This is a genomic window from Brenneria roseae subsp. roseae (genome assembly GCF_003115845.1).
Lineage (GTDB): Bacteria > Pseudomonadota > Gammaproteobacteria > Enterobacterales > Enterobacteriaceae > Brenneria > Brenneria roseae.
This window is the reverse complement of record NZ_KZ819039.1, coordinates 15,980-39,831: the sequence shown is the minus strand read 5'-3', so window position 1 is coordinate 39,831 and position 23,852 is coordinate 15,980. Positions and strand designations below refer to the sequence as shown.

The 23,852-nt window shown below is 49.8% G+C and carries 20 protein-coding genes, 7 tRNA genes and 1 other RNA gene; 16 read left to right on the top strand and 12 right to left on the bottom strand.

Features of this window, described 5'->3' with window-relative positions:
• Positions 1-40 precede the first annotated feature (40 nt).
• From degP to DDT52_RS19065, 6 genes are all read left to right on the top strand, one after another.
• A complete protein-coding gene (gene degP, locus DDT52_RS19090; RefSeq protein ID WP_136157763.1) occupies positions 41-1,474 on the top strand; it encodes a serine endoprotease DegP in 1,434 nt (477 codons plus the stop codon).
• Positions 1,475-1,648: 174 nt separating this feature from the next.
• Positions 1,649-2,806, top strand: a complete 1,158-nt coding sequence (locus DDT52_RS19085; protein ID WP_136157762.1) for a CdaR family transcriptional regulator — start codon at positions 1,649-1,651, stop codon at positions 2,804-2,806.
• A gap of 332 nt (positions 2,807-3,138) precedes the next feature.
• A complete protein-coding gene (locus DDT52_RS19080) occupies positions 3,139-4,149 on the top strand; it encodes a sulfate ABC transporter substrate-binding protein (RefSeq protein ID WP_136157761.1) in 1,011 nt (336 codons plus the stop codon).
• 166 nt (positions 4,150-4,315) lie between these two features.
• Positions 4,316-5,128, top strand: coding sequence for a sulfate ABC transporter permease subunit CysT (gene cysT, locus DDT52_RS19075; protein ID WP_109055816.1), 813 nt, complete (start codon positions 4,316-4,318; stop codon positions 5,126-5,128).
• A gap of 12 nt (positions 5,129-5,140) precedes the next feature.
• Positions 5,141-6,022, top strand: coding sequence for a sulfate ABC transporter permease subunit CysW (cysW, locus tag DDT52_RS19070; RefSeq protein WP_136157760.1), 882 nt, complete (start codon positions 5,141-5,143; stop codon positions 6,020-6,022).
• Positions 6,012-7,004, top strand: a complete 993-nt coding sequence (locus tag DDT52_RS19065; RefSeq protein ID WP_136157759.1) for a sulfate/molybdate ABC transporter ATP-binding protein — start codon at positions 6,012-6,014, stop codon at positions 7,002-7,004. Before cysW ends, DDT52_RS19065 begins: the two co-directional genes overlap by 11 nt.
• Before the next feature lie 228 nt (positions 7,005-7,232).
• On the opposite strand, the gene DDT52_RS21405 is transcribed toward DDT52_RS19065, so the two are convergent.
• The 8 genes from DDT52_RS21405 to DDT52_RS19025 form a co-directional block, all read right to left on the bottom strand.
• Positions 7,233-7,496 (bottom strand): ATP-binding cassette domain-containing protein, encoded by a 264-nt coding sequence (locus tag DDT52_RS21405; protein ID WP_136157758.1) that lies wholly within the window; start codon positions 7,494-7,496, stop codon positions 7,233-7,235.
• Positions 7,497-7,532: 36 nt separating this feature from the next.
• Entirely contained in the window at positions 7,533-8,333 is an 801-nt protein-coding gene (locus tag DDT52_RS19055) for a hypothetical protein (RefSeq protein ID WP_136157757.1), read from the bottom strand.
• Between the two features lie 768 nt (positions 8,334-9,101).
• Positions 9,102-9,240: non-coding RNA, RtT sRNA (locus DDT52_RS19050), on the bottom strand.
• Positions 9,241-9,350: 110 nt separating this feature from the next.
• Positions 9,351-9,426, bottom strand: a tRNA-Lys gene (locus DDT52_RS19045).
• Positions 9,427-9,433: 7 nt separating this feature from the next.
• Positions 9,434-9,508 (bottom strand) — tRNA-OTHER (locus DDT52_RS19040).
• 42 nt (positions 9,509-9,550) lie between these two features.
• Positions 9,551-9,625: transfer RNA gene (locus DDT52_RS19035), tRNA-OTHER, on the bottom strand.
• A gap of 42 nt (positions 9,626-9,667) precedes the next feature.
• Positions 9,668-9,743, bottom strand: a tRNA-Val gene (locus DDT52_RS19030).
• A 45-nt stretch (positions 9,744-9,788) separates the two neighbouring features.
• A tRNA-Val gene (locus DDT52_RS19025) sits at positions 9,789-9,864 on the bottom strand.
• A gap of 291 nt (positions 9,865-10,155) precedes the next feature.
• On the opposite strand from DDT52_RS19025, the gene gltX reads away from it, so the two are divergent.
• A complete protein-coding gene (gltX, locus tag DDT52_RS19020) occupies positions 10,156-11,571 on the top strand; it encodes a glutamate--tRNA ligase (RefSeq protein ID WP_136157756.1) in 1,416 nt (471 codons plus the stop codon).
• 146 nt (positions 11,572-11,717) lie between these two features.
• Here gltX and DDT52_RS19015 read toward each other — a convergent pair whose 3' ends face one another.
• A complete protein-coding gene (locus DDT52_RS19015) occupies positions 11,718-12,581 on the bottom strand; it encodes an alpha/beta hydrolase (protein ID WP_247595598.1) in 864 nt (287 codons plus the stop codon).
• A gap of 294 nt (positions 12,582-12,875) precedes the next feature.
• Here DDT52_RS19015 and DDT52_RS19010 point away from each other — a divergent pair.
• Positions 12,876-12,951, top strand: a tRNA-Ala gene (locus DDT52_RS19010).
• A 59-nt stretch (positions 12,952-13,010) separates the two neighbouring features.
• Positions 13,011-13,086: transfer RNA gene (locus DDT52_RS19005), tRNA-Ala, on the top strand.
• A gap of 133 nt (positions 13,087-13,219) precedes the next feature.
• Here DDT52_RS19005 and ung read toward each other — a convergent pair.
• Positions 13,220-13,906, bottom strand: a complete 687-nt coding sequence (gene ung / locus DDT52_RS19000; protein WP_136157754.1) for a uracil-DNA glycosylase — start codon at positions 13,904-13,906, stop codon at positions 13,220-13,222.
• A gap of 358 nt (positions 13,907-14,264) precedes the next feature.
• On the opposite strand from ung, the gene grcA reads away from it, so the two are divergent.
• Positions 14,265-14,648: an autonomous glycyl radical cofactor GrcA gene (grcA, locus tag DDT52_RS18995; RefSeq protein WP_136157753.1), complete on the top strand. Its 384-nt coding sequence runs from the start codon at positions 14,265-14,267 to the stop codon at positions 14,646-14,648.
• Between the two features lie 98 nt (positions 14,649-14,746).
• Here the strand turns inward: grcA and srmB are convergent, their stop codons facing one another.
• Positions 14,747-16,078, bottom strand: a complete 1,332-nt coding sequence (srmB, locus tag DDT52_RS18990) for an ATP-dependent RNA helicase SrmB (protein ID WP_136157752.1) — start codon at positions 16,076-16,078, stop codon at positions 14,747-14,749.
• Between the two features lie 133 nt (positions 16,079-16,211).
• On the opposite strand from srmB, the gene trmN reads away from it, so the two are divergent.
• Positions 16,212-16,952 (top strand): tRNA(1)(Val) (adenine(37)-N(6))-methyltransferase TrmN, encoded by a 741-nt coding sequence (trmN, locus tag DDT52_RS18985; RefSeq protein WP_136157751.1) that lies wholly within the window; start codon positions 16,212-16,214, stop codon positions 16,950-16,952.
• Between the two features lie 140 nt (positions 16,953-17,092).
• Here trmN and nadB read toward each other — a convergent pair whose 3' ends face one another.
• Positions 17,093-18,694, bottom strand: coding sequence for an L-aspartate oxidase (nadB, locus tag DDT52_RS18980; RefSeq protein WP_136157750.1), 1,602 nt, complete (start codon positions 18,692-18,694; stop codon positions 17,093-17,095).
• Between the two features lie 363 nt (positions 18,695-19,057).
• Here nadB and rpoE point away from each other — a divergent pair, with 363 nt between their 5' ends.
• The 5 genes from rpoE to lepA all read left to right on the top strand — a co-directional run bounded on the left by rpoE (position 19,058) and on the right by lepA (position 23,846).
• Positions 19,058-19,633 (top strand): RNA polymerase sigma factor RpoE, encoded by a 576-nt coding sequence (rpoE, locus tag DDT52_RS18975; RefSeq protein ID WP_109055806.1) that lies wholly within the window; start codon positions 19,058-19,060, stop codon positions 19,631-19,633.
• Between the two features lie 57 nt (positions 19,634-19,690).
• A complete protein-coding gene (rseA, locus tag DDT52_RS18970) occupies positions 19,691-20,341 on the top strand; it encodes an anti-sigma-E factor RseA (RefSeq protein WP_136157749.1) in 651 nt (216 codons plus the stop codon).
• On the top strand, positions 20,341-21,294 hold the full coding sequence (gene rseB / locus DDT52_RS18965; protein WP_136157748.1) for a sigma-E factor regulatory protein RseB: 954 nt from the start codon (positions 20,341-20,343) through the stop codon (positions 21,292-21,294). Before rseA ends, rseB begins: the two co-directional genes overlap by 1 nt.
• Positions 21,294-21,767: a SoxR-reducing system protein RseC gene (rseC, locus tag DDT52_RS18960; RefSeq protein ID WP_136157747.1), complete on the top strand. Its 474-nt coding sequence runs from the start codon at positions 21,294-21,296 to the stop codon at positions 21,765-21,767. Before rseB ends, rseC begins: the two co-directional genes overlap by 1 nt.
• 279 nt (positions 21,768-22,046) lie before the next feature.
• Entirely contained in the window at positions 22,047-23,846 is a 1,800-nt protein-coding gene (gene lepA / locus DDT52_RS18955) for a translation elongation factor 4 (RefSeq protein WP_136157746.1), read from the top strand.
• The last annotated feature ends 6 nt before the right edge of the window (positions 23,847-23,852 follow it).

Below are 23,852 nucleotides of genomic sequence, written 5' to 3'. Positions count from 1 at the left end.
CGTAAGACTTGCGTGTTGATTAATATGAGATATATCCCTTATGAAAAGAAAATCATTGGTTCTAAGCGCGCTGACCTTAAGCCTGGCGATGGCAATGGGGCCTATCGCTGCTAATGCGGCAGAGTCAGTTTTGTCCTCGTCTTCCAGCGGACAGCTTCCCAGTCTGGCTCCCATGCTGGAAAAAGTGATGCCTTCCGTCGTGAGTATTTATGTGGAAGGACATACTAATGTCGATAAAGAGAAGATCCCTCAGCAGCTCCAACCATTCTTCGGAGAGAATTCACCATTCTGTCAGGAAGGTTCCCCGTTTCAGACATCACCGATGTGTCAGGGAGACGGTGATGATGGACAACCCTCCAGACAGCAGAATTTCCAGGTGTTAGGTGCCGGGGTGGTGATCAATGCGGAAAAAGGCTATGTGGTGACCAATAGCCATGTAGTAGAAAACGCAGATAAAATTCAGATCAGACTCAGCGATGGCCGTAAATATGATGCCAAGATTATTGGCAGAGATCCGCGTTCGGATATTGCGCTGGTGCAGTTGAAAGATTTTAAAAACCTGACCGCCATCAAATTGGCTGACTCGGATCAGTTACGCGTCGGGGATTATACCGTGGCGATCGGTAACCCTTATGGATTGGGGGAAACGGCAACGTCCGGCATTGTTTCCGCTCTGGGACGGAGCGGGTTGAATATTGAAAACTATGAAAACTTTATTCAGACCGATGCGGCTATCAACCGGGGGAATTCCGGTGGCGCGCTGGTAAATCTCAACGGTGAATTGATCGGCCTGAATACGGCAATTCTGGCGCCGGATGGCGGTAATATCGGTATCGGTTTTGCGATCCCCAGTAATATGGTGAAAAGTCTGGTCGGACAGATAGTCGAATTTGGCGAAGTGAAACGGGGCGAACTGGGGATTACCGGAACGGAATTGAATTCCGAACTGGCTCAGGCCATGAAAGTGGATGCCCAGCGCGGCGCCTTTGTCAGCCAGGTTCAACCGAAGTCTGCGGCGGCTGAAGCGGGTATAAAGGCAGGCGATGTGATCGTAACGTTGAACGGAAAAGCCATCAGCAGCTTCTCTGCGCTGCGTGCCCAGGTCGGTTCATTGCCGGTCGGCAGCAAGGTATCGCTGGGATTATTGCGCGACGGCAAACCGTTGACGGTCGATGTGACGCTTCAACAAAGCAGTCAGACTCAGGTGTCGTCAGGCAACCTCTATTCAGGTATTGAAGGCGCCGAATTAAGTAATACTGAATTGGATGGTCGGAAAGGCGTCAAGGTTGATAATGTCAAAGCGGGAACGGCCGCGGCGAAAATCGGCTTGAAAAAGGACGACATCATTTTTGGCGTCAATCAGCAACCCGTGCAGAACATTGGTGAGTTGCGTAAGATCCTGGACAGTAAACCGGCGGTTCTGGCGTTGAATATTCGACGTGGCGATAGCGATATCTATCTGTTAACTCAGTAATTTCTCTCTATGCCGGGTGCGCCTGTGCCCGGCTATTCCATTTCCCTGCCCGTATTCTGTGAGTTCTTCCACAGTTTTAAACGAATCCACCATTCTTTGTTAATTTGCACAATGTGCGAGGTAACAAGTGACGTTATGCTGGTGCAATTGTCAGTGTTCCCCGCAGAGGTCGAAATGGCGTCATATCATCTTAATGCCAGGATGGCTCAGGATATCGTTGCACGAACCATGCAGATTATTGATAGTAATATCAATGTGATGGATGCCCGCGGCAAAATCATTGGCAGTGGCGATCAGGAACGATTGGGTGAATTGCATGAGGGAGCACTGCTGGCGCTGTCTCAGGGGCGGGTTGTCGACATCGATGATGCGGTCGCCCGTCATTTGCATGGCGTCCGTCCCGGCATCAATCTGCCGTTGCGAATTGATGGAGAAATTGTGGGGGTCATCGGTCTGACTGGAAATCCCGGCCAGCTGCGGCAGTATGGCGAGCTGGTTTGTATGACGGCTGAAATGATGCTGGAACAGGCGAGGCTGCTGCATATGTTGGCGCAGGATAGTCGTTTGCGCGAAGAGCTGGTTTTGAACCTGATTCGTACCGATGAATTATCTCCTGCGCTGATGGAATGGGCGCAGCGTTTGGGGATCGACCTGAATAAGCCGCGAGTGGCGGCGGTTGTGGAAGTCGATAGCGGACAACTCGGCGTAGATAGCGCAATGGAGGAACTGCAACAGTTGCAAACGCTGCTGACGACGCCAGAGCGCGACAACCTGATTGCCATTGTGTCGCTGACGGAAATGGTGGTACTGAAGCCGGCGTTGAACTGTCACGGTCGCTGGGATGCGGAGGAACATCGTCGGCGGGTCGACAATCTGCTCTCCCGCATGGCGGAAAGCAGCCGTTTTCGGGTTCGTCTGGCCTTGGGGAATTACTTTTCCGGCCCCGGCAGCATTGCCCGCTCTTATCGGACCGCCCGAACCACCATGAGCGTCGGCAAGCAGCGTATGCCATCGCAGCGTTGTTATTACTATCAGGATCTGATGCTGCCGGTATTACTGGATAGTTTGCGCGGTGGTTGGCAGGCAAATGAACTGGTGCGTCCTTTGGGCAAACTGAAAGCAATGGATGGCAATGGACTGTTACGCCGGACGCTGGGAGCCTGGTTCCGCAACAATGTTCAACCGGGTGCGACAGCTAAGGCGCTGTTTATTCACAGGAATACGCTGGAGTATCGCCTTAATCGCATTTCCGAACTCACCGGACTGGATCTGGGAAATTTCGACGATCGCCTGCTGCTGTACGTCGCCCTGCAACTCGACGAAGAAGACTAAGTCCGCACAGTAGGGGACGCGTCTGCTTCGATCTTTAAAAAGGAGGCGGGCGTTATTCCTGTACTAATATTCACTTAGATTGAAAACCATTACATAACCATTAACAATATAACGTGATAGCATAAATTATCGCGAAACAGTATTTTTGCCACTTTCCCATATCCTCTATTGTCACTTCCATGTTGTCAGTCTGATAGCCGTGTTGGTTCAGCACGTAAATCAGGAGCATTCGTCGTTATTTTTATATTCGCCTGATTCGACATTTCTTTGTAGTCGCAACGAATAAATCGGACAGGCCGATAAATACTTTCAAATTTTGGGGAGTGATAATAATGTCAATACGTCGTCTGGGGCTATCTGTTGCTACGGCAGCGCTCTTATTTTCTGGCGTCGCCTCTGCGGCGACGGAATTATTGAATGTTTCTTACGATCCCACTCGTGAGCTTTATCAGCAATACAACGCTGCTTTTATCAAGCACTGGAAAGCGACAACGGGTGAGGATATCTCCATCAAGAATTCACACGGCGGTTCAGGTAAGCAGGCGCGTTCTGTTATCGACGGTTTGCAGGCTGATGTGGTCACGTTGGCGCTGGCCGGCGATATTGATGCACTCAACCTGAATCAGCAGATTATCGATCCTAAATGGCAGACCCGCTTGCCGGATAACAGTACGCCTTATACCTCCACCATTGTATTTCTGGTGAGAAAAGGTAATCCGAAACAAATTAAAGACTGGGGCGATCTGGTTAAGCCGGGCGTGGAAGTCATTACGCCAAACCCGAAAACGTCTGGCGGAGCGCGCTGGAATTTCCTGGCAGCCTGGGCTTATGCCAAAGCGCAGCCCGGCGGCAATGATGAAACGGCGCTGAAGTTTGTAACAGAACTGTATCGTCATGCACCCGTTCTAGATACGGGGGCCCGCGGCTCAACGATCAGCTTTGTACAGCGCCAGTTAGGTGATGTTCTGCTGGCATGGGAAAACGAAGCGTATCTTTCTCTGCAAGAACAGGGCGGCGATCAACTCGAGATTGTCACGCCATCCTTGTCAATTCTGGCAGAACCGCCTGTTGCCGTGGTAGACAAAGTGGTTGAGCGCAAGGGAACGCAGAAACAGGCGGAAGCCTATTTGCAATACCTTTATAGCGATGAAGCACAGCGCATCATTGGTAAAAACTTCTATCGTCCGCGTAATGCCAAAATTGCTGAAGAATTTAAAGATCAGTTCGCGCCGGTGGAGCTGGTGACGATTGATAAAGATTTCGGCGGCTGGACAGCCGCACAGGAAACCTTTTTTAATGATGGTGGCGTGTTCGATAAAATTTTCCAGGAAATCAATAAGTAACCTATGACTTTCTGATATACGCAGGCCGCTATTTATTCCTGATGGATTTCAACGTGAAAAAGGCCGGTATGGTTTCATGTTGAAAGATAAGGGAAATAGCGGCCTTAGTTCGTCGGCAATTATTTAATTGGCCAGGATCTTTGAGCATGACAATTAAAGGCACAGTATGTCGCAGCGTTCTTCCTCGGTGATTCCCGGTTTCGGATTAACTTTGGGCTTTAGCCTGAGTTATTTAGGATTGATTGTCCTTATTCCATTGGCCGGTATGTTTCTTTATGCCAGTCAATTGACGCTGGTACAGTTCTGGGAATTGATTACCAGCCGCCAGGTGCTTTTCTCCCTGCAACTCTCCTTTGGTACTGCGCTGGCGGCTGCCTTTATTAATGGTGTTTTAGGTACGCTGCTGGCATGGGTCTTGGTTCGTTATACGTTCCCGGGGCGTAAAATCATTGATGCGATGATCGACATGCCGTTTGCGCTGCCGACGGCAGTAGCCGGGATCGCCCTGACGGCGCTGTATGCGCCCAATGGTCTGATTGGTTCGCTGTTTCCCTTTAAAATTGCCTATACCAGCATCGGGATTACGCTGGCGTTGATTTTCGTCACGCTGCCTTTTGTGGTCCGAACGCTGCAACCCGTGCTGGCGGATATTCCGAAAGAAATTGAAGAGGCGGCGGCGTGTCTTGGCGCTCGTCCATTGCAGGTGTTTCGCCACGTTCTGGTTCCTACACTGTTGCCCGCATGGTTGACCGGCTTTGCGCTGGCTTTTGCGCGCGGCGTTGGGGAATACGGATCTGTGGTATTTATCGCCGGCAACATTCCGTTTAAAACGGAAATTTTGCCGCTGCTGATCGTCTCGAAACTCGATCAGTATGACTATAAAGGGGCAACCGGGATTGGCGTATTTATGCTGCTGGTTTCTTTCATTATGCTGCTGCTGATTAATTTATTGCAGCGTCGTATTCAACCGAAACTGTAAGGCAAGATCGTCATGGAACAGGTTATTTCCTCTCAATCCCGTGTGCAGAAAGCCAAAAAACAATCGGCCGCGTATTACATTTTGGTGTCGCTGGCGTGGATTGTGTTTTTCCTGATTTTGGTGTTGCCTTTGCTGATGGTAGTGACTCAAGGTCTGGATAAAGGCATTGGGGCATTCTGGGATGCAATCTCTGAGCCTGATGCCGTTTCGGCACTGAAACTGACCTTACTGGCAACGGCGATTTCCGTACCGCTGAACGTGGTTTTCGGGTTGACAACCGCATGGTGTGTAACCAAATTTGAATTTCGTGGCAAGAGTCTGCTGCTGGCGCTGATTGACCTGCCATTTTCCGTTTCACCCGTAGTCGCCGGGTTGGTTTATGTTCTGTTGTTTGGTGCTCAAAGCAAGCTCTATCCCTTCCTGACGGCTCATAATCTGGAAATTGTTTATGCGGTTCCGGGCATTGTGCTGGCGACCATTTTTGTCACGCTGCCCTATGTCGCGCGCGAGCTGATCCCGCTGATGGAGCAACAAGGGTCTCAGGAGGAAGAAGCCGCGAGATTGCTGGGCGCCAATGGTTGGCAGATGTTCTGGCACATTACGCTGCCGAATGTGAAGTGGGCGCTTATTTACGGCGTCGTGCTATGCACCGCCAGAGCAATGGGGGAATTTGGTGCGGTATCCGTTATCTCCGGCCATATCCGCGGGCTGACTAATACGCTGCCGCTGCATATCGAGATTCTTTATAACGAATATAACATCGTCGCTGCTTTCAGCGTCGCAATTCTACTGCTGGTGATGTCGCTGGTGGTTCTGTTGCTGCGCCAGTGGAGCGAAAGCAGGTTGACGAAGCAAATACAGAAACAACAGGAGCTGACCAAAAATGAGCATTGAGATCCGCAATATTAATAAACAATTTGGTCAGTTTCAGGCACTGAACGAAATCAACCTGGCCATTCAGAGCGGCGAACTGGTGGCGCTTCTGGGGCCGTCCGGATGTGGCAAAACCACGCTGTTGCGTATTATCGCGGGTCTGGAACAGCCGGACAGCGGCAGCATCATTTTTCATGGCGAAGATGTCTCCGTTCACGATGTCCGCAAGCGTAATGTCGGTTTTGTTTTTCAGCATTATGCGCTGTTCCGACATATGACCGTGTTTGACAACGTGGCGTTTGGGTTGCGCATGAAACCAAAAAGCATTCGACCCTCAAAGCGTGAAATTGAACAAAAAGTTCATGAATTACTGAATCTGGTCCAGTTGGACTGGCTGGCGGATCGTTATCCTGAACAGCTTTCCGGCGGACAGCGCCAGCGCATTGCGCTGGCTCGTGCGCTGATTGTCGAACCCAGTATTCTGTTGTTGGATGAGCCTTTTGGCGCGCTGGATGCCAAAGTCCGTAAAGAGTTGCGCCGTTGGTTATCCCAGTTACATGAAAACATCAATCTGACATCGGTATTCGTAACGCACGATCAGGAAGAGGCCATGGAAGTTGCCGATCGTATCGTACTGATGAACAAAGGCGTCATTGAGCAGATTGGTTCCCCGGATGAAGTCTATAATCGGCCTGCAAGTGAGTTCGTTTATCACTTCCTGGGAGACAGCAACCGATTGAAGATCGCGCAGACCGATGAAACCATTCTGTTCCGGCCGCATGAAGTCGCTTTGTCCACGCAGGCTCAGGAGGGATACCAGCCCGTTGTGGTGCGGGATATTCGCCCGCTTGGCGCGTTGACCCGTCTGTCATTGAAACTGGGCGATGAGCAGGAACTGATAGAAGCGGAAGTGGCAAAAGACGATTTGAGCCTGCATGGTTTGCAAAAAGGGGATGTCATTCAGTTCAAACCCAAACGTTATAACCATGATTGGGAAATTTAATGATCGTGCGGTGATGCTTCAGCTATAAAAAACGCCCGGTAAGGGCGTTTTTTACATCAGTAATGATAGGCGGCGGGTAAAATAATAGGTAAAGCGTTTTTAAACCATGATGAGGAACAGAAAAGGCATGGATTCGCGATATGGGTTAAACAAGGCGGAATGACTTCAGGAAGATAAAACTCTGGCGGAATTGGTGGGGCGTGCAGAATCCTGATTTTGACTCTAATATCATGAAAAAAAAGAGATATCACACAACACTCTATCATTGTAGACCCGATGTACCGTTACCTCGCGGCCATTCAGCAACAGACGTCCGGCGCTGGGCTGGTTATTCAGCAGGGTGCTTTTGCCCGAACCGGACGCGCCGACGATGGCGCAGCTTTGGCCAGAAGGAATGGACAGCGAAACATCATGTAGCACCGACTGTATGGATGCGCCGGTACGGTAGGCGTGGGTGACGCTTTGCAGGCAGAGCAACGGCGTATTTTCCATCAATCCCCCAGCATTTCGGGCAGAGACGATAACGGATTATTTTTTATTGTCATTGGCAAGCAGGGTGAAAAGGCTCATCGGGGCGAGATGGGAATTTTTCTCCTGTAGCTCGTTTTTCCAGTTATTCAGCGTACTAAACAGGGAGGTGCTATTTGTTGTAAGCGATGATGAGCTTAATGATATTTTTGCCTGTAATTGCGCTTCATAACTTGCTGGATATTGTGCCTGCTCTATCGCGGGCTGTGATTTATAAAATTCGAGTATGTCCGAATAAATCTGTGTAATTTTTCCAGTTCGGTTATATTCAGCCATGGCTTTTGCAACAACTTTCTGTGCCCATGCTTCGTATTGGTTATTAGATTCATTCCATGCGGCCCTGCGCTCATTAACAGTAAACGTGCCACTGTCATCGTAGGTAATCAGCGCCAACTGCTCTCGCGACATCCCCTTGAACGGATTGCTTGCCTTACCATTTAAATAATCAGTGGCCTGTGTTGCCCTAGCCAGCAAATCTGGGTCAGTTGTATCGGGCACCTCGGCGTCATAAATTTTTTTATACGAATCGGTATAATAATTCGCATCGGTGATCTCTTTGAGAACTGACTCGGCTTTAGTCTTGAGTTCGCTGCGGCTAAGACTGGCATCGCGTTTTTCTGCTCGAGTAGCTGCATCACTTAATTGTTGGGCGAAAGACGATACCTTAGTGGATGTTGTATTGGTGGATTTATTTTGTTCACTCTGTACGGAATTGCTGTTCACTTGATTTTTAATTGCTGAACTCGATGTATTACTTCTTTCATTCGAAACATAGGTCGTCGAGGCTGTGTTGATTTCCATGTCCCAATCCTTGAGGTATCAATAGCGTCAGTAGATTTCATTAGAAACAGGTGGAAACATCTGCCTGATTAAATATCGACACAATCATTTAAATCTTTACTGATTCTTTACTATTTGCTGCGTTAATACTTTCGCCGTGTTTCTCCTTTCTTCTGCTTGTTCATCGAGTTAGTGTCACGATTGCCTCTTCTAAAATTTATTTTTTTGATTAATTTTTAAACCATCATATAAATCACTAACAAAGTGATACTGATCGGCCAAGCCGGTCGATACGATCTGACCGCTCTATAAAAACGATTATCTTTTGCTCGTTACTTCAAGATAGACTCTTTCGAAGGCTCTGCTAACTAAATGACTTTATTGACTTTATACTCAATAGAGTGAGCGGGCTGGTTTTCCCTGTTTGTCAGAGAAAGCGCGATATGCGGAACCTGATGCTCAGGTTTCATCTTCATACGCGCCGCCGGGCGCGTCCTGACGAACAGGGGTCGGTGCCTGTTCGTCGTTATCGGCGGGTTCTGCCTTCTGGATTTCCGAGACAGATAATGGGCGGGTAAGAACAGCTATAAAATCACTCCTTATGTGTCAGCGGAACATGACAGTGATGGAGTGGTGTAATATTCTGTTTTCTATAATTTTTTTAGCCTGAAACCCAAAATGGGCCTACAAGACTCCCATCTCCAGGATAGTCCTGTCTCGTTTCGCACGACTCGGTGCAGTATAAAAAGCAAGGTGGATTTATTTCAGAAGGGTAAACTTTGCGGATATTGGTGGGTCGTGCAGGATGACTCGGCCTCCGGCCTCGCCCTTCGGGTCAACGCTGACGCGTTGCTGTCTCGCTTCGCTCGGCTTGAACCTGAACGCAGGGCTATTCGTCTCATCCTGAGACTCACCCTTGCAGGGCCAACGCAAGCGTTGTTAAAAATCGTTCCAGACGATTTTTTCTCACCCACACGACTTGGGGCACTATAAAAGCAAGGTGGATTTCATTTCAGAAGGGTAAAACTTTGCGGATAATGGTGGGTCGTGCAGGATTCGAACCTGCGACCAATTGATTAAAAGTCAACTGCTCTACCAACTGAGCTAACGACCCGCAGAAGTGGTGGGTGATGACGGGATCGAACCGCCGACCCCCTCCTTGTAAGGAGGTGCTCTCCCAGCTGCGCTAATCACCCACTTCTGTACTTCATTCAGCAAGAAGACGGCTGGTATGAGGATGGTGGGTGATGACGGGATCGAAGCGCCGACCCCCTCCTTGTAAGGAGGTGCTCTCCCAGCTGAGCTAATCACCCACTTCTGTACTTCATTAAGCAAGAAGACGGCTGGTATGAGAATGGTGGGTGATGACGGGATCGAACCGCCGACCCCCTCCTTGTAAGGGAGGTGCTCTCCCAGCTGAGCTAATCACCCAATCTCAAATCTTCTTGCTTTACACAACGTAGCACTCTAATAGAGTGGTGGGTGATGACGGGATCGAACCGCCGACCCCCTCCTTGTAAGGGAGGTGCTCTCCCAGCTGAGCTAATCACCCTCGCTGTGTGGAGTCGCATTATAGGGATAGTTGAAAGTGAGTCAACGCTTTTTAAAAGTAAAATGCTTGTTCGTTGTAAAATTAGGCAGGGCGCGTTATTTCTGGCCGCGGATGTCGCTTCTTTATTCAATTCTGCGGGTAATCGATAGATTTCGGCGGTAATAAACGCCGGTGTGGCGAGTTACAGCGTTGAGGAATCGGGGCAGAATGATAGAATGTTGCCCACTTTTGTTATTTGAACTCATGTCGGTATACGCCGACAGCCGTTGCGTAATAAGGCTTTAATCCCAAATGAAAATCAAAACCCGTTTCGCACCCAGTCCAACTGGCTATCTGCATGTCGGTGGTGCCCGTACCGCACTTTATTCCTGGTTGTTTGCCCGTCATCACGGCGGTGAGTTTGTTCTGCGTATTGAAGATACTGACCTGGAACGTTCTACACCGGAAGCGATCGAGGCCATTATGGATGGTATGAACTGGCTGAATCTGGATTGGGATGAAGGTCCGTACTACCAAACCAAACGTTTCGATCGTTATAACGCGGTTATCGACCAGATGCTGGAAAACGATACGGCTTATAAATGCTACTGTTCTAAAGAGCGTCTGGAAGCGCTGCGTGAACAGCAGATGGAAAACGGTGAAAAACCGCGTTATGACGGCCACTGCCGTGATTCTCACGAACACCATACTGACGATGAGCCGCATGTCGTTCGTTTCCGTAACCCGCAGGACGGCTCCGTTATTTTTAATGACCGTATCCGTGGGCCGATTGAGTTCAGCAATCAGGAACTGGATGATTTGATCATTCGCCGTACCGATGGCTCGCCGACCTATAACTTCTGTGTGGTGATTGATGACTGGGATATGGAAATCACGCACGTGATCCGTGGTGAAGACCATATCAATAATACGCCGCGCCAAATCAATATCTTGAAGGCATTGAACGCGCCAGTCCCGGAATATGCGCATGTTTCCATGATCCTGGGGGACGATGGCAAGAAGCTATCCAAACGCCACGGTGCGGTCGGTGTAATGCAGTATCGTGATGATGGTTACCTGCCAGAGGCCTTACTTAACTATCTGGTCCGTTTGGGGTGGTCCTCCGGCGATCAGGAGATTTTCTCTATTGAAGAAATGAAGGCGCTGTTTTCACTGGATGCTGTCAGCAAATCAGCCAGCGCCTTTAATACGGAAAAACTTCAGTGGCTGAATCACTATTATATTAACCATTTGCCTGCGGAATATGTGGCGACGCATTTATCATGGCACGTTGAGCATGCCGGTATTGATACCCGCAATGGCCCGCAACTGAGCGAACTGGTGACGCTATTGGGAGAGCGTTGTAAGACGCTGAAAGAAATTGCTGCTTCTTGCCGTTATTTCTATGAAGATTTTGATCAGTTTGATGCTGACGCCGCGAAGAAACATTTGCGCCCTGTCGCTCGTCAGCCGCTGGAACTGGTACGAGCGAAGCTAGCCGCTATCACAGACTGGACGGCAGAGAATATTCATCATGCCATTCAGGGAACGGCCGATGAGCTGGGGCAAGGGATGGGGAAAGTCGGGATGCCGCTTCGCGTCGCCGTCACGGGTGCGGGGCAGTCTCCTGGCGTTGATGTGACCGTGAAAGCGGTAGGTCAACAGCGTTCTCTGACGCGTATTGATAAAGCGCTGGCGTTCATTGCCGAACGTGAAGCTCAGCAATGATGGTTGCTTTCAGGTAACGGATAAACGAACCCCGGCCAATCAATCAGCCGGGGTTTTTTATGGGGAAGGTTTTGGGGCGTTGCTACAACGTTGAATGCGGCGTCCTGCTGGCTACCTTACAGAATATCGCTTCTCAACATAGCGCATTATTGCCCTGCGATCACCACTGCCTTTCCCATCGCATCAGGGATGACGCTACCGTGATTCTTGCCAGGGAACAGAATGAATTCTGTATTGGTTCCTTGTTCTTTTAATTGCGCCGCCAGGGTTTTCGCTTTCATTACCAATTTTCTCCGGTTTTTCCGTTCCTCTCGCTCGGCGTCAATGGGTTGTCCTGCGTTAACCTTTTCTGGCGCATCTTCATATTCACCGGCACTCAGCGTGATGGACTGTGGCGGTGTGCTCAGCAATGGCGTTCTTGCCGGTATAACAACGCCGTTACCCCACCAGATGGACGGGCTGGCCGCGACATAGCGCTGGAAAGATTCGCTGTGATTAAACAGCGTATAAAGCGTAAACAATCCCCCAAAGGAGTGTCCGGCGAGCGTTTGTTTTTGGGTATTAACCGGATAACGCGCTTCGACCCAGGGTTTCACCTGGTTTTGCAGGAACTGATAAAAATCTTCGGCTTCCCCGCCTGCCGCAAAATCGGGCTCGCGGATTGTCGTCGGTGGCGTATAGTCCCGGGTTCTGGCCGGAACATCGTAGGCCTGGGTTATCTGATAACCGATGGCGACGATCAACGGCGCAGGGCCATTTTCTTCTTTATAGCTGTTCACGGCGAAAGGGAATTGCGCATTGCCGTCCAACATATAGAGAACGGGATAACCCTCCTGGGGAGCCTCCTGCCGTGGTATGGCAACGAAAAGACGATAGGCATGCTGCTTACTGCTTTGCATATCAAACTGCTGAATCTCGAAATGGTGTTGTGCCTGCTCAATTATCACCGGAATACTGGGTTGTGCCCGAGCGGGAAGAATAGAGGAAACCATCAGTGTAAAAGCAATCATAGAAAAATAGCGCATGTGGTGGCTTATGAGGTCGTGTGAGCCTAAGGTAAAAAGATGATAATAAATCACGTTATCATTAGCAGCTTATTTTTAACGCACTTGATTCGGCAAGTCGATATTTCAATAAGATGTTGCAAACCTATGGCAATATTTTATCTATTGCAACGGGTGTTTGGCGGCTTTTTCAGCGGTTGACTGCATAAAAAGATTTAGCCGTTGACACTGTTAAGCGGGTTTCATATTATGCGACCCGTTCGCACGGAACTCTATTATAAGTATGGGTCTGTAAGTGACGGGGCTATAGCTCAGCTGGGAGAGCGCTTGCATGGCATGCAAGAGGTCAGCGGTTCGATCCCGCTTAGCTCCACCAAATCTTGATGGTTTGGTTCTATGATTTAGTTTTGAGTGTGACGAACATTCCACATATGTGGGGCTATAGCTCAGCTGGGAGAGCGCTTGCATGGCATGCAAGAGGTCAGCGGTTCGATCCCGCTTAGCTCCACCAAATCGATATTTCGCTTTACAATTTCCCGATATTCGCTGTTATTTACGCTATCTGTTTCCTAACTTTTCATCAATAACTGATTGATTTTATTCCCGTGTTGTTTGCTGCCTCCGATTATGAAGGCAGAGGAAATTTATGCGTTGTCAGGTAAACGTGGCGTCCAATCGATTGGTGTCAAACCTTGTTTCTCAAGGATCTGATTGGTTTGCGAAAAGTGCTTACATCCCAAAAATCCACGATGCGCAGATAAAGGGGATGGGTGGGGGGCTCTTAATACATGATGGCGCTGACGATCAATAATGCTGCCTTTTTTCTGTGCATGGGAACCCCACAGCAGAAAGACAATCCCTTCACAATTTTCATTCAGGGCGGCGATAACGCGGTCGGTAAAGGTTTCCCATCCCAGATTGGCATGTGAGTGTGCCTGTCCCGCCTCAACCGTCAACACGGTATTGAGTAACAAGACACCTTGTTCAGCCCAGCTTTGCAGAAATCCATGATGAGGGATCTCAAACCCTGGAATATCGCTGGCCAGCTCTTTATAGATATTTACCAGCGATGGCGGCGCCGGAATACCGGGGCGAACGGAAAAAGATAATCCGTGAGCCTGATTGGGGCCGTGATAGGGGTCCTGACCCAGAATGACAACTTTGACCTGATACAGTTCGGTAAACCGGAACGCGTTGAATACATCCTTCTGGGGAGGATAAATGGTTTTTCCGGCGGCGCGCTCTTTACCAATGAATTCAAGCGTATTCACAAAATAAGGTTGCTGTTTTTCTTGTGCCAGCACATCGTGCCAGGTGAGGGAAGTCGCCATCATGCACTCTTTCAAGGTGAATTTTCATGAGGATAGCTTACCGATCAATTGTGTTGAGGTAAAATCGTAGCGACAAAAAAATGACCGCCCTCCTGATTTTTTGAAAAAAAATTGAAAATTTACAAAAATATTTGTAATTGAGTTTGTGGGTTTAATTGATATAAAACAATAAATTGCCCTCTATCCCTGTTTTGGTGTGATTTTAAAATTGATTTAAATCAAAGATGCGTAGTGATTGTACTGGTATATAGGGAGTCAGATTCAGTCGGTTTTATTTAATCGTTAAATATTAATGGCAGTTTGTTACTGATACCGATTTTCAATTAAGACAATAACACGCCGTTTTACGGAGGCAATAATGGTTACTGGTATTCAAATCACCAAGGCGAACAACAGCGCTCTGATCAATTCCTTCTGGCTGCTGGATGAAGAAAAATCCCAGGCACGTTGCGTTTGTGCAAAGTCCGGCTATAGCGAAGATGAGGTTGTTGCGGTCAGCGATCTGGGGCAGATCGAATATCGCGAAATCCCGTTGGAAATCAAACCTGAAGTGCGTGTAGAAGGTGGTCAACACCTGAACGTGAACGTTCTGCGCCGTGAAACGCTGGAAGACGCGGTTAAGCATCCGGAAAATTACCCGCAGTTGACCATTCGTGTTTCTGGCTATGCGGTACGTTTTAACTCTCTGACGCCAGAACAACAGCGCGACGTTATTACTCGTACTTTTACAGAAAGTCTGTAAGTCGCGTTTTTCGCTTTACCCCAATAAAATCAAAGGGAGCGACAGCTCCCTTTTTGTATTTGCACGTTTGGCGTCAGCCCGTTTTTAAACAACCGATGTTATTCACTGGCTGACTCATCCGCTTTTTTAGCGGGCTGGCGGCGTTTACCGACATTTTTGCTATCGCGATGGCGCACTTTCACCCTCACTTTAGCTTTTTCTTTATCCTGCTCTTTCTTCTCTTTTCGTTTGGCCAACGCTTTCTTTGATGGTTTTCCGGTTATTTTGGCGCTGGGCGCTTTTGTTGCCGGTCGCAGTTCATCAATCACTCTGGGTTTCAGCGGTTCATTTAAATAGCGGGTGATCTTGCCGAGTAACAGATGATCGTGTGCTTCGACGAATGAAATCGCGCAGCCTTTGCGTCCTGCGCGACCGGTACGTCCGATACGATGCAGGTAAGTGTCAGCCGTGCGCGGCAGGTCAAAGTTAAATACGTGGCTGACATCGTTGATGTCGATACCACGCGCCGCCACATCGGTTGCAACCAGCACATTCACCCGGCCGTCACTCAGGCGTTTGATGGCTTCATTACGTTTGGCCTGCACCATTTCGCCTTCAAGATAGCAGGCGGTAATTCCGGCTTCACGCAGCCAGGCAACCAGCTCATGCACACGCTCGCGTTTGCGGACAAAAATAATCGAACGTGTCGCATCCGGTTGCTTCAACTGGTGGCAGAGCAGGGCGGTTTTGTGTTTGGTGTCGTCAGCCCGGTAATACCATTGCAGAATTTTTTTGCGTTCCCGACGTGAGGGATCGGCTTCTACCTCGACAGGATCATTCAACAGACGCTCGGCAAAATCTTTAATCGCCTCGCCTTCCAGCGTCGCGGAAAATAACAGTGTTTGCTTGCGCCAGCGGGTTTCGCCTGCAATATGTTCGATATCCTGTGCGAATCCCATATCCAGCATTCTGTCTGCTTCATCCAGAATCAGGGTTTCGACAGCGCGGCAGTCAAAGTTTTCTTCTTTTATGTATTGCAGCAGGCGTCCCGTTGTTGCAACGACCACATCTTGATTTTCACTGAATACTTCCGCGTGGTTCATATACGCCACGCCGCCGGTGATCGTCGCGATATCCAGGTGCGTATGCGCCGCGATGGTCCGTGCCTGGTCGGCGACCTGCATGGCAAGTTCACGGGTCGGCGTCAGGATCAAAATGCGAGGTGGCCCGGATTTTTTACGAGGGAAATCTAAGAGATGCTGCAAGACCGGCAACAGGTATGCGGCTGTTTTGCCAGTGCCTGTCGGAGCCGAGCCGAGCACGTCGCGGCCTTCCATCGCTGGTGGAATTGCTGCCAGCTGGATGGCTGTCGGGCGTTCATAACCCATATCACGCAGTGCGTCTAGCAGGCTGTCATCAAGATCAAGCTCGGAAAAATTTGTTGCAGTCATGGTCTACCTCTGTTTGGGGCGCCGATTATAGACGCATTAGCCGGGTACTTCACCTGTTTAAACAGGCAACGGCACTTTTCCTGTATTGAGGATTAACTTATGCTACGGCAGTTTTGGTCTGGAACCATCGATAATGAGTCATGATAATAAACCGACATTGCGTCGGGATGGATTTACCTTCAAGCAATTTTTTGTCGCGCACGATCGCTGCGCCATGAAGGTCGGTACCGATGGCATATTGCTGGGGGCCTGGGCGCCGCTCTCTGGCGTGCGGCGCATACTGGATATTGGCTGCGGTTCGGGACTGATTGCATTGATGCTGGCTCAGCGCGCCGATAACGATGTTTATATTGATGCTGTTGAATTGGACGCGGGCGCAAGCCAGCAGGCGTTGGATAATATCACCGCCTCTCCGTGGGCCGATCGCATGCGCGTTTATGCTGGCGGCATTGTAGATTTCGCCGCCACCGCCGAGAACGATTACTCATTGATTGTCAGTAATCCACCCTATTTTTCGCCGGGTATCGCCTGTTCCAGCGAATTACGCACCCAGGCCCGTTATACCACCTCGCTGACTCATGACGTCCTGCTCGATTGCGCCCGGCGACTGATTGCCCCTGATGGTTTATTTTGTGTGGTGCTGCCTGTTCGGGTGGCAGAAGATTTTTTGCCGCTGGCGCATCAGTGCGGCTGGTTTGTCCGCCGGCATATGACAATAACTGAGTCCGATTCCCGGCCCGCGCATCGCGTGCTGATAGCGTTATCCCGGCAACCGGGAGAGAGCCTGACGCAGCGTTTGGTTATTCGTGACGGGGACAGGGGATACTCTTCTGATTTTCAGCAACTGACAAAAGGTTTTTACCTCTTTATGTAGGCTTGGCGAAAATCGTTATGTGTGTACTGATAGAGGCGGAGAGTTAAGACCACGGCATGAGGTCAGTTTGAAAAACCCCATCGCCGTGTTTGCGTCAACATCCCATTTATGTCGCGATCTGGCTACATAGAAGTGATGTGCTAGGGCGTCAGGATGGTTGGCTGCGGCATATCGAACTGTTCTGGATAATCCAGCGTATAGTGCAGGCCGCGGCTTTCTTCCCTTTCCAGCGCACAGCGCACAATCAGCTCCGCAACCTGAACCAGATTACGCAATTCCAACAGGTTATTGGAGATGCGAAAATGAGAGTAATACTCATCAATTTCCTGTTGCAGCATGATGATACGACGTCGTGCGCGTTCAAGCCGTTTGGTGGTCCGGACGATCCCGACGTAGTCCCACATAAACAGGCGTAATTCATGCCAATTATGCTGAATAACAACCTGTTCGTCCGAATTATCGACCTGGCTTTCATCCCATTCGGGCAGTTTCTTGATGGGTTTTATCTGCGGCAGACGTTGCAGAATATCTTCTGCTGCCGACCAGCCGTATACCAGACATTCCAATAATGAGTTCGATGCCATACGGTTTGCACCATGCAAGCCGGTATAGCTGACCTCGCCAATCGCATATAACCCGTCGAGATCGGTACGTCCGTGCTGATCGACCATAACGCCACCGCAGGTGTAGTGCGCTGCCGGAACGATAGGAATCGGTTCCAGAGTCAAATCAACGCCCAGTGATAACAGCTTTTCGTAGATGGTCGGGAAATGCTGTTTAATGAATTCGGCAGGTTTATGGCTGATATCCAGATACATGCAGTCTGCGCCGAGGCGTTTCATCTCGTGGTCGATTGCTCTTGCAACCACGTCACGCGGCGCCAGTTCTCCCCGGGAATCAAAGTCTGGCATGAAACGGGAGCCGTCAGGGCGTTTCAGGTAAGCGCCTTCGCCACGCAAGGCTTCTGTCAGCAGGAAGTTTCGCGCCTGCGGATGGAATAAACAGGTTGGATGGAACTGGTTGAATTCGAGATTCGCCACCCGGCAACCGGCTCGCCAGGCCATGGCAATACCATCGCCAGATGAAATATCCGGGTTGGTGGTGTACTGATAGACCTTGGATGCGCCCCCGGTGGCCAGAACCACGGTTTTCGCCCGGCAGGATTCCACCATTTCCCGTTCGCGGTTCCATATATAAGCGCCGACGATACGCCGCGTACCGGGCAGCCCCAGCTTATTGGAGGTAATCAGATCAACGGCGTTGCAGCGTTCCATGATCCGGATATTCGGATGCGCCAGCGCCTGGCCGACCAGCGTATTCTCGACTTCTTTTCCCGTGGCATCGGCGGCATGCAGGATCCTGCGGTGGCTATGTCCGCCTTCGCGGGTAAGATGATAACGTTCTTCACCACTGGTACTGGTTTCAGTATCAAACAGTACGCCTTGTTTGATTAACCACTGTACACAGTGTTTGGCATTGCTGGCGATGAATTCGACGGCTTCACGTTCACATAAACCATCACCCGCGATCAATGTGTCTTCAATGTGCGAGTCGATACTGTCAGTTTCATCAAAAACAGCCGCAATTCCGCCCTGAGCATAAAACGTTGCGCCCTCGTTCAGTGGGCCTTTACTGAGAACGGTAACGTTTGCCTGGGAAGCAAGACGAAGAGCAAGAGAAAGGCCGGCAGCGCCGCTGCCGATGATTAATACATCACAGGAGTGTTCTACGGTCGGTTGCATGTTAGTGCCATTGATGCAAGAAAAAAGAGGTGAATTGATGTTAGCACCCAATTATTTATTCATGTATTGATTTTTCACTCCTGTAAAGATGTATAAATACCGGGCGTCAGAGCGGTGAGAATCGTGCTAATGCTATGAATTTATCGTATGATCCCCCGGCAAATGCCCCTGATAAGTCCAAAAAATGGATTGTTCCGGTATCAGTATTCGGGGCGATAACGATAGCGCTATAGAAGAAAAAATGATTACCAGGAACTTTATGCCGGGTGTTAGCTCTAAGCTAGAGCTTGCTCCGGTATAACTTAATATGGCTGGCAGTACTATTTTACGTGTGGAGATCGGTTTGAGGAGATATTACCTCGGATGAGTGAGCAGCTGGCAGATCAAGTACTAGTCGAGCGAGTCCAGAAAGGCGATCAAAAGTCGTTTAATTTGCTGGTCGTTCGCTACCAGCATAAGGTGGCGAGTCTGGTGTCGCGCTATGTGCCCCAGGGGGACGTGCCTGACGTGGTACAGGAGTCGTTTATCAAAGCATATCGCGCATTGGAGTCATTCCGTGGTGATAGTGCCTTTTATACGTGGCTGTATCGTATAGCCGTGAATACAGCGAAAAACTATCTGGTAGCGCAGGGCCGCCGTCCCCCATCCAGCGACATTGATGCCAATGATGCTGAAAACTATGAAAATGCGGGCGCATTGAAAGAAATTTCGAACCCTGAGAATTTAATGTTGTCTGAGGAATTACGAAGCATAGTTTTTCGCACGATAGAGTCTTTACCGGAAGATTTGCGACTGGCAATTACGCTGCGTGAATTGGATGGATTGAGCTACGAAGAGATCGCCGTGATTATGGATTGTCCCGTCGGCACTGTTCGTTCTCGTATCTTCCGGGCACGGGAAGCAATTGATAATAAAGTACAACCGCTTATTCGGCGTTAGCTCGTTTTTAGCTAGTCGCATGATTAATGATGGATTTGACAAGGTAAGGGTGTCGGTATGCAGAAAGAGAAGCTTTCCGCTTTAATGGATGGTGAGACAGTCGATTCTGAGCTGCTGAAGGCTTTGTCACAGGATGACAAGCTACAGCAACGTTGGCAAAGTTATCATCTAATTCGCGATACGTTGCGTGGTGATATCGATGAAAAAGTCATTCATCTGGATATCGCTTCCCGTGTTGCTGCCGCAATTGAAAAAGAGCCTGTTCGTCTGGTTCCTCAAGCGCAACCCGAGTCTCAACCACATCCTGCGCAGTGGTCTCAAATGCCGTTCTGGCATAAAGTTCGCCCTTGGGCGGGGCAATTGACTCAGGTCGGCGTTGCTGCCTGTGTGTCTCTGGCCGTGATTGTGGGCATTCAGAATTATGATCGCCCGGACGTTTCGGAGGGAGTAACCGAGTCTGCTTTGTTCCGGACGTTGCCTGCGTTGGGCACCGCTTCTCCGGTTAGTCTGGGAACACCGCAAGACGGTGTGTCTGCCCATAATAACGGACAGCAAAAATACGACGCGCAGCGTAACCGCCTCAATGCTATTTTGCAGGATTATGAATTACAGCGCCGCCTGCATGCTGAACAGGTTCAACAGCATGATGATCAGCAAGCTGCCATTCAGGTCCCTGGAACTCAATCATTAGGAACTCAGCCTCGGTAATGAAGCGTGTTTTGTTTGCCGCCTGTTTGCTGATTGGCAGTCTGTTCTATTCCACACTCGCCCCGGCTCAAACTGAGTCCGGGGCGTTGTTGCAACAGATGAACAGCGCCAGTCGTTCGTTAAGTTACGAACTTTCTTTTATCAACATCACCCAGCAAGGATTCGAGTCGGTCAGATACCGGCATGCTATGCTGAATAATCGTTCTCTGGCGCAGCTTGTGCTGATGGATGGGCCAAGGCGTGAAATCGTACAGCGTGGTAATGAAATCAGCTATTTTGATTCCGGGCTTGAACCTTTTACGCTGACGGGCGATCACATCGTTGATTCGTTGCCCGCTCTGGTTTATGCGGATTTCAAAAAACTCGCGATGTACTACGATTTCGTCCCTGCCGATGGGCGAGTGCGCATTGCCGATCGTCTGGCGGTGGGCATCCGGATTATTTCTCGAGACGCCACGCGCTACAGTTATACCGTCTGGGTCGATGCCCAGTCCAAGCTGCCTTTGCGGATAGATCTGCAGGATCGGAATGGTGAGCGTCTGGAACAATTTCTGGTGACTTCGCTGATTATCGATAATGAGGTTATAGAAGCCCTGCGGCCGCTGGAAGGCATCAATTTGCCTCCTTCATTGCCGGCACCAACGCCGGAAAACGTCAGTTTTTCCTGGAGTGCGGAGTGGCTGCCCGCAGGGATGAAAGAGGTTTCGCATAGTCGTAGAATACTGTCGGGGACGAATCTTCCCATTGAGACGCGTTTATACAGCGATGGTTTGTTCAGCTTTTCGATTAATGTCAGTCCTTCTCCTGAAGTCCGTCCCGAACAAGCAATACGTACCGGAAGACGTTCAATACATACGGAAGTTCATAATAATAACGAAATCACCGTTGTCGGCGAGATCCCACCCGCCACGGCTAAACGTATTGCCGACAATATTATCCAGAAGGCGCAGTAATGATTAAAGAGTGGGCAACGGTTGTTTCATGGCAGAATGGCATTGCTGTTGTGCGCTGTGAGCAGAGTTCCGGATGCGGGGGCTGTAAATCCCGCTCGACCTGCGGCACCGGGTTGCTGAATCAGCTCGGCGCTTCTGCCGAACATCTCTTGACGGTGCCTTGTACACAACCGCTTGAGGCAGGGCAGCAAATTGAATTGGGCATCGCCGAAGGCAGCCTGCTGCGTTCGGCGATGATGGTCTATTTTTTGCCTTTGCTCGGATTGTTTATCGGTTCGGCGTTGTTCCAGATGTTTTTTGGCAGTGAATTGTCCGCCATTGTCGGGGCGTTTGTCGGCGGTGGTCTGGTTTTTGTGTCGGTAAAACATTGGGCCAAGCGATTGGGCAAAAATAATCGTTATGAGCCTATTATCCTGCAAATTGCGCTACCCGGTGAACTCTTGCAAATTCAGACCGCCGCCCAGTCGTCGTAGCGGCGTTTATTTGCGTCTTGCCGCTGCCAGTGCCTCTTGATTATCCTGTGTTATTTTCATCAATTATCATCCGTTTACTCTCTGCTTTTGTCCTGCTGCTTCGCCATTCCGAATAAAACGGTCAGAATCAATGGTAATGCACGGGACATGACTAGGTTTTCGCTCTTCTGACATGTAGAATGCTGCGATTCGGGTGGAATAACATCGCGGCTGTTTTCACCTAATGCGCATGCCCATCGGCAAGAATTTCAGGAATATCAAGGTAGAAAAATTTTTATAATGAAGCATATACGAAATTTCTCCATTATTGCCCATATCGACCACGGTAAGTCGACCTTATCCGATCGTATTATCCAGATTTGCGGTGGTTTGACCGAACGTGAAATGGCTGCGCAGGTTCTGGATTCCATGGATCTGGAACGTGAACGCGGTATTACAATCAAAGCACAGAGCGTAACGCTGGATTATAAAGCGCAGGATGGTCAAACCTATCAGTTAAACTTCATTGATACTCCCGGACACGTTGACTTTTCTTACGAAGTTTCTCGTTCACTGGCTGCCTGTGAAGGCGCATTGCTGGTGGTTGATGCTGGTCAGGGGGTTGAAGCGCAGACATTGGCGAACTGCTATACCGCGTTGGATATGGATCTGGAAGTGGTGCCGGTGTTGAACAAAATCGATTTGCCTGCTGCCGATCCGGATCGGGTTGCCCAGGAAATCGAAGATATTGTTGGTATTGATGCGACGGATGCGGTGCGCTGTTCCGCTAAAACGGGTGTCGGTGTGCCTGATGTACTGGAACGTTTGGTTCGCGATGTTCCGCCGCCTGAAGGCAGTGCGGACGCGCCGTTGCAGGCGCTGATTATTGATTCCTGGTTTGATAATTACCTTGGCGTTGTTTCATTGGTGCGTATTAAAAATGGCACCATGCGTAAAGGCGACAAGATTAAGGTTATGAGTACCGGTCAGGTTTACAACGCCGATCGTCTGGGGATTTTTACGCCCAAGCGCGTGGATCGCGAAGTGCTGAACTGCGGCGAAGTGGGCTGGCTGGTTTGTGCTATCAAAGATATTCTGGGGGCGCCGGTTGGCGATACGCTGACGCTGGCTCGCCAACCGGCGGAGAAGGCACTACCGGGCTTCAAGAAAGTGAAGCCGCAGGTTTATGCCGGACTTTTCCCGATCAGTTCCGATGATTATGAAGCTTTCCGTGACGCGTTAGGTAAACTGAGCCTGAATGATGCTTCCCTGTTTTATGAACCGGAAAGTTCTACGGCGCTGGGCTTTGGTTTCCGCTGTGGTTTCCTTGGGCTATTGCACATGGAGATCATTCAGGAACGTCTGGAGCGTGAATACGATCTGGATTTGATTACGACAGCGCCTACGGTGGTTTACGAAGTAGAAACGACCGACGGTGAGACGGTTCATGTGGATAGCCCGTCTAAGCTGCCGCCGCTGAATAATATTCAGGAGCTGCGTGAGCCTATCGCCGAGTGTCATATGCTGATGCCGCAGGAATTCCTGGGTAACGTCATTACGCTGTGTATCGAGAAACGTGGCGTACAGACAAACATGGTTTATCACGGCAACCAGGTGGCGCTGACGTATGAAATTCCGATGGCGGAAGTGGTTCTCGACTTCTTTGACCGTCTGAAATCGACGTCCCGCGGCTATGCTTCGCTGGATTACAGCTTCAAACGTTTCCAGGCTTCCGACATGGTACGCGTAGACGTGTTGATTAACGGCGAACGTGTCGATGCGCTGGCGCTGATTACGCACCGGGACAATTCTCAATACCGCGGTCGCGATCTGGTGGAAAAAATGAAAGACCTCATTCCACGCCAACAGTTTGATATCGCCATCCAGGCGGCAATTGGCAATCACATTATTGCCCGTTCTACGGTTAAGCAACTGCGTAAGAACGTATTGGCGAAATGCTATGGCGGTGACGTCAGCCGTAAGAAGAAGCTGTTGCAGAAACAGAAAGAGGGTAAGAAACGTATGAAACAAGTGGGTAATGTTGAGTTACCGCAGGAAGCGTTCCTGGCCATTTTGCACGTCGGCAAAGACAACAAATAAATCCTG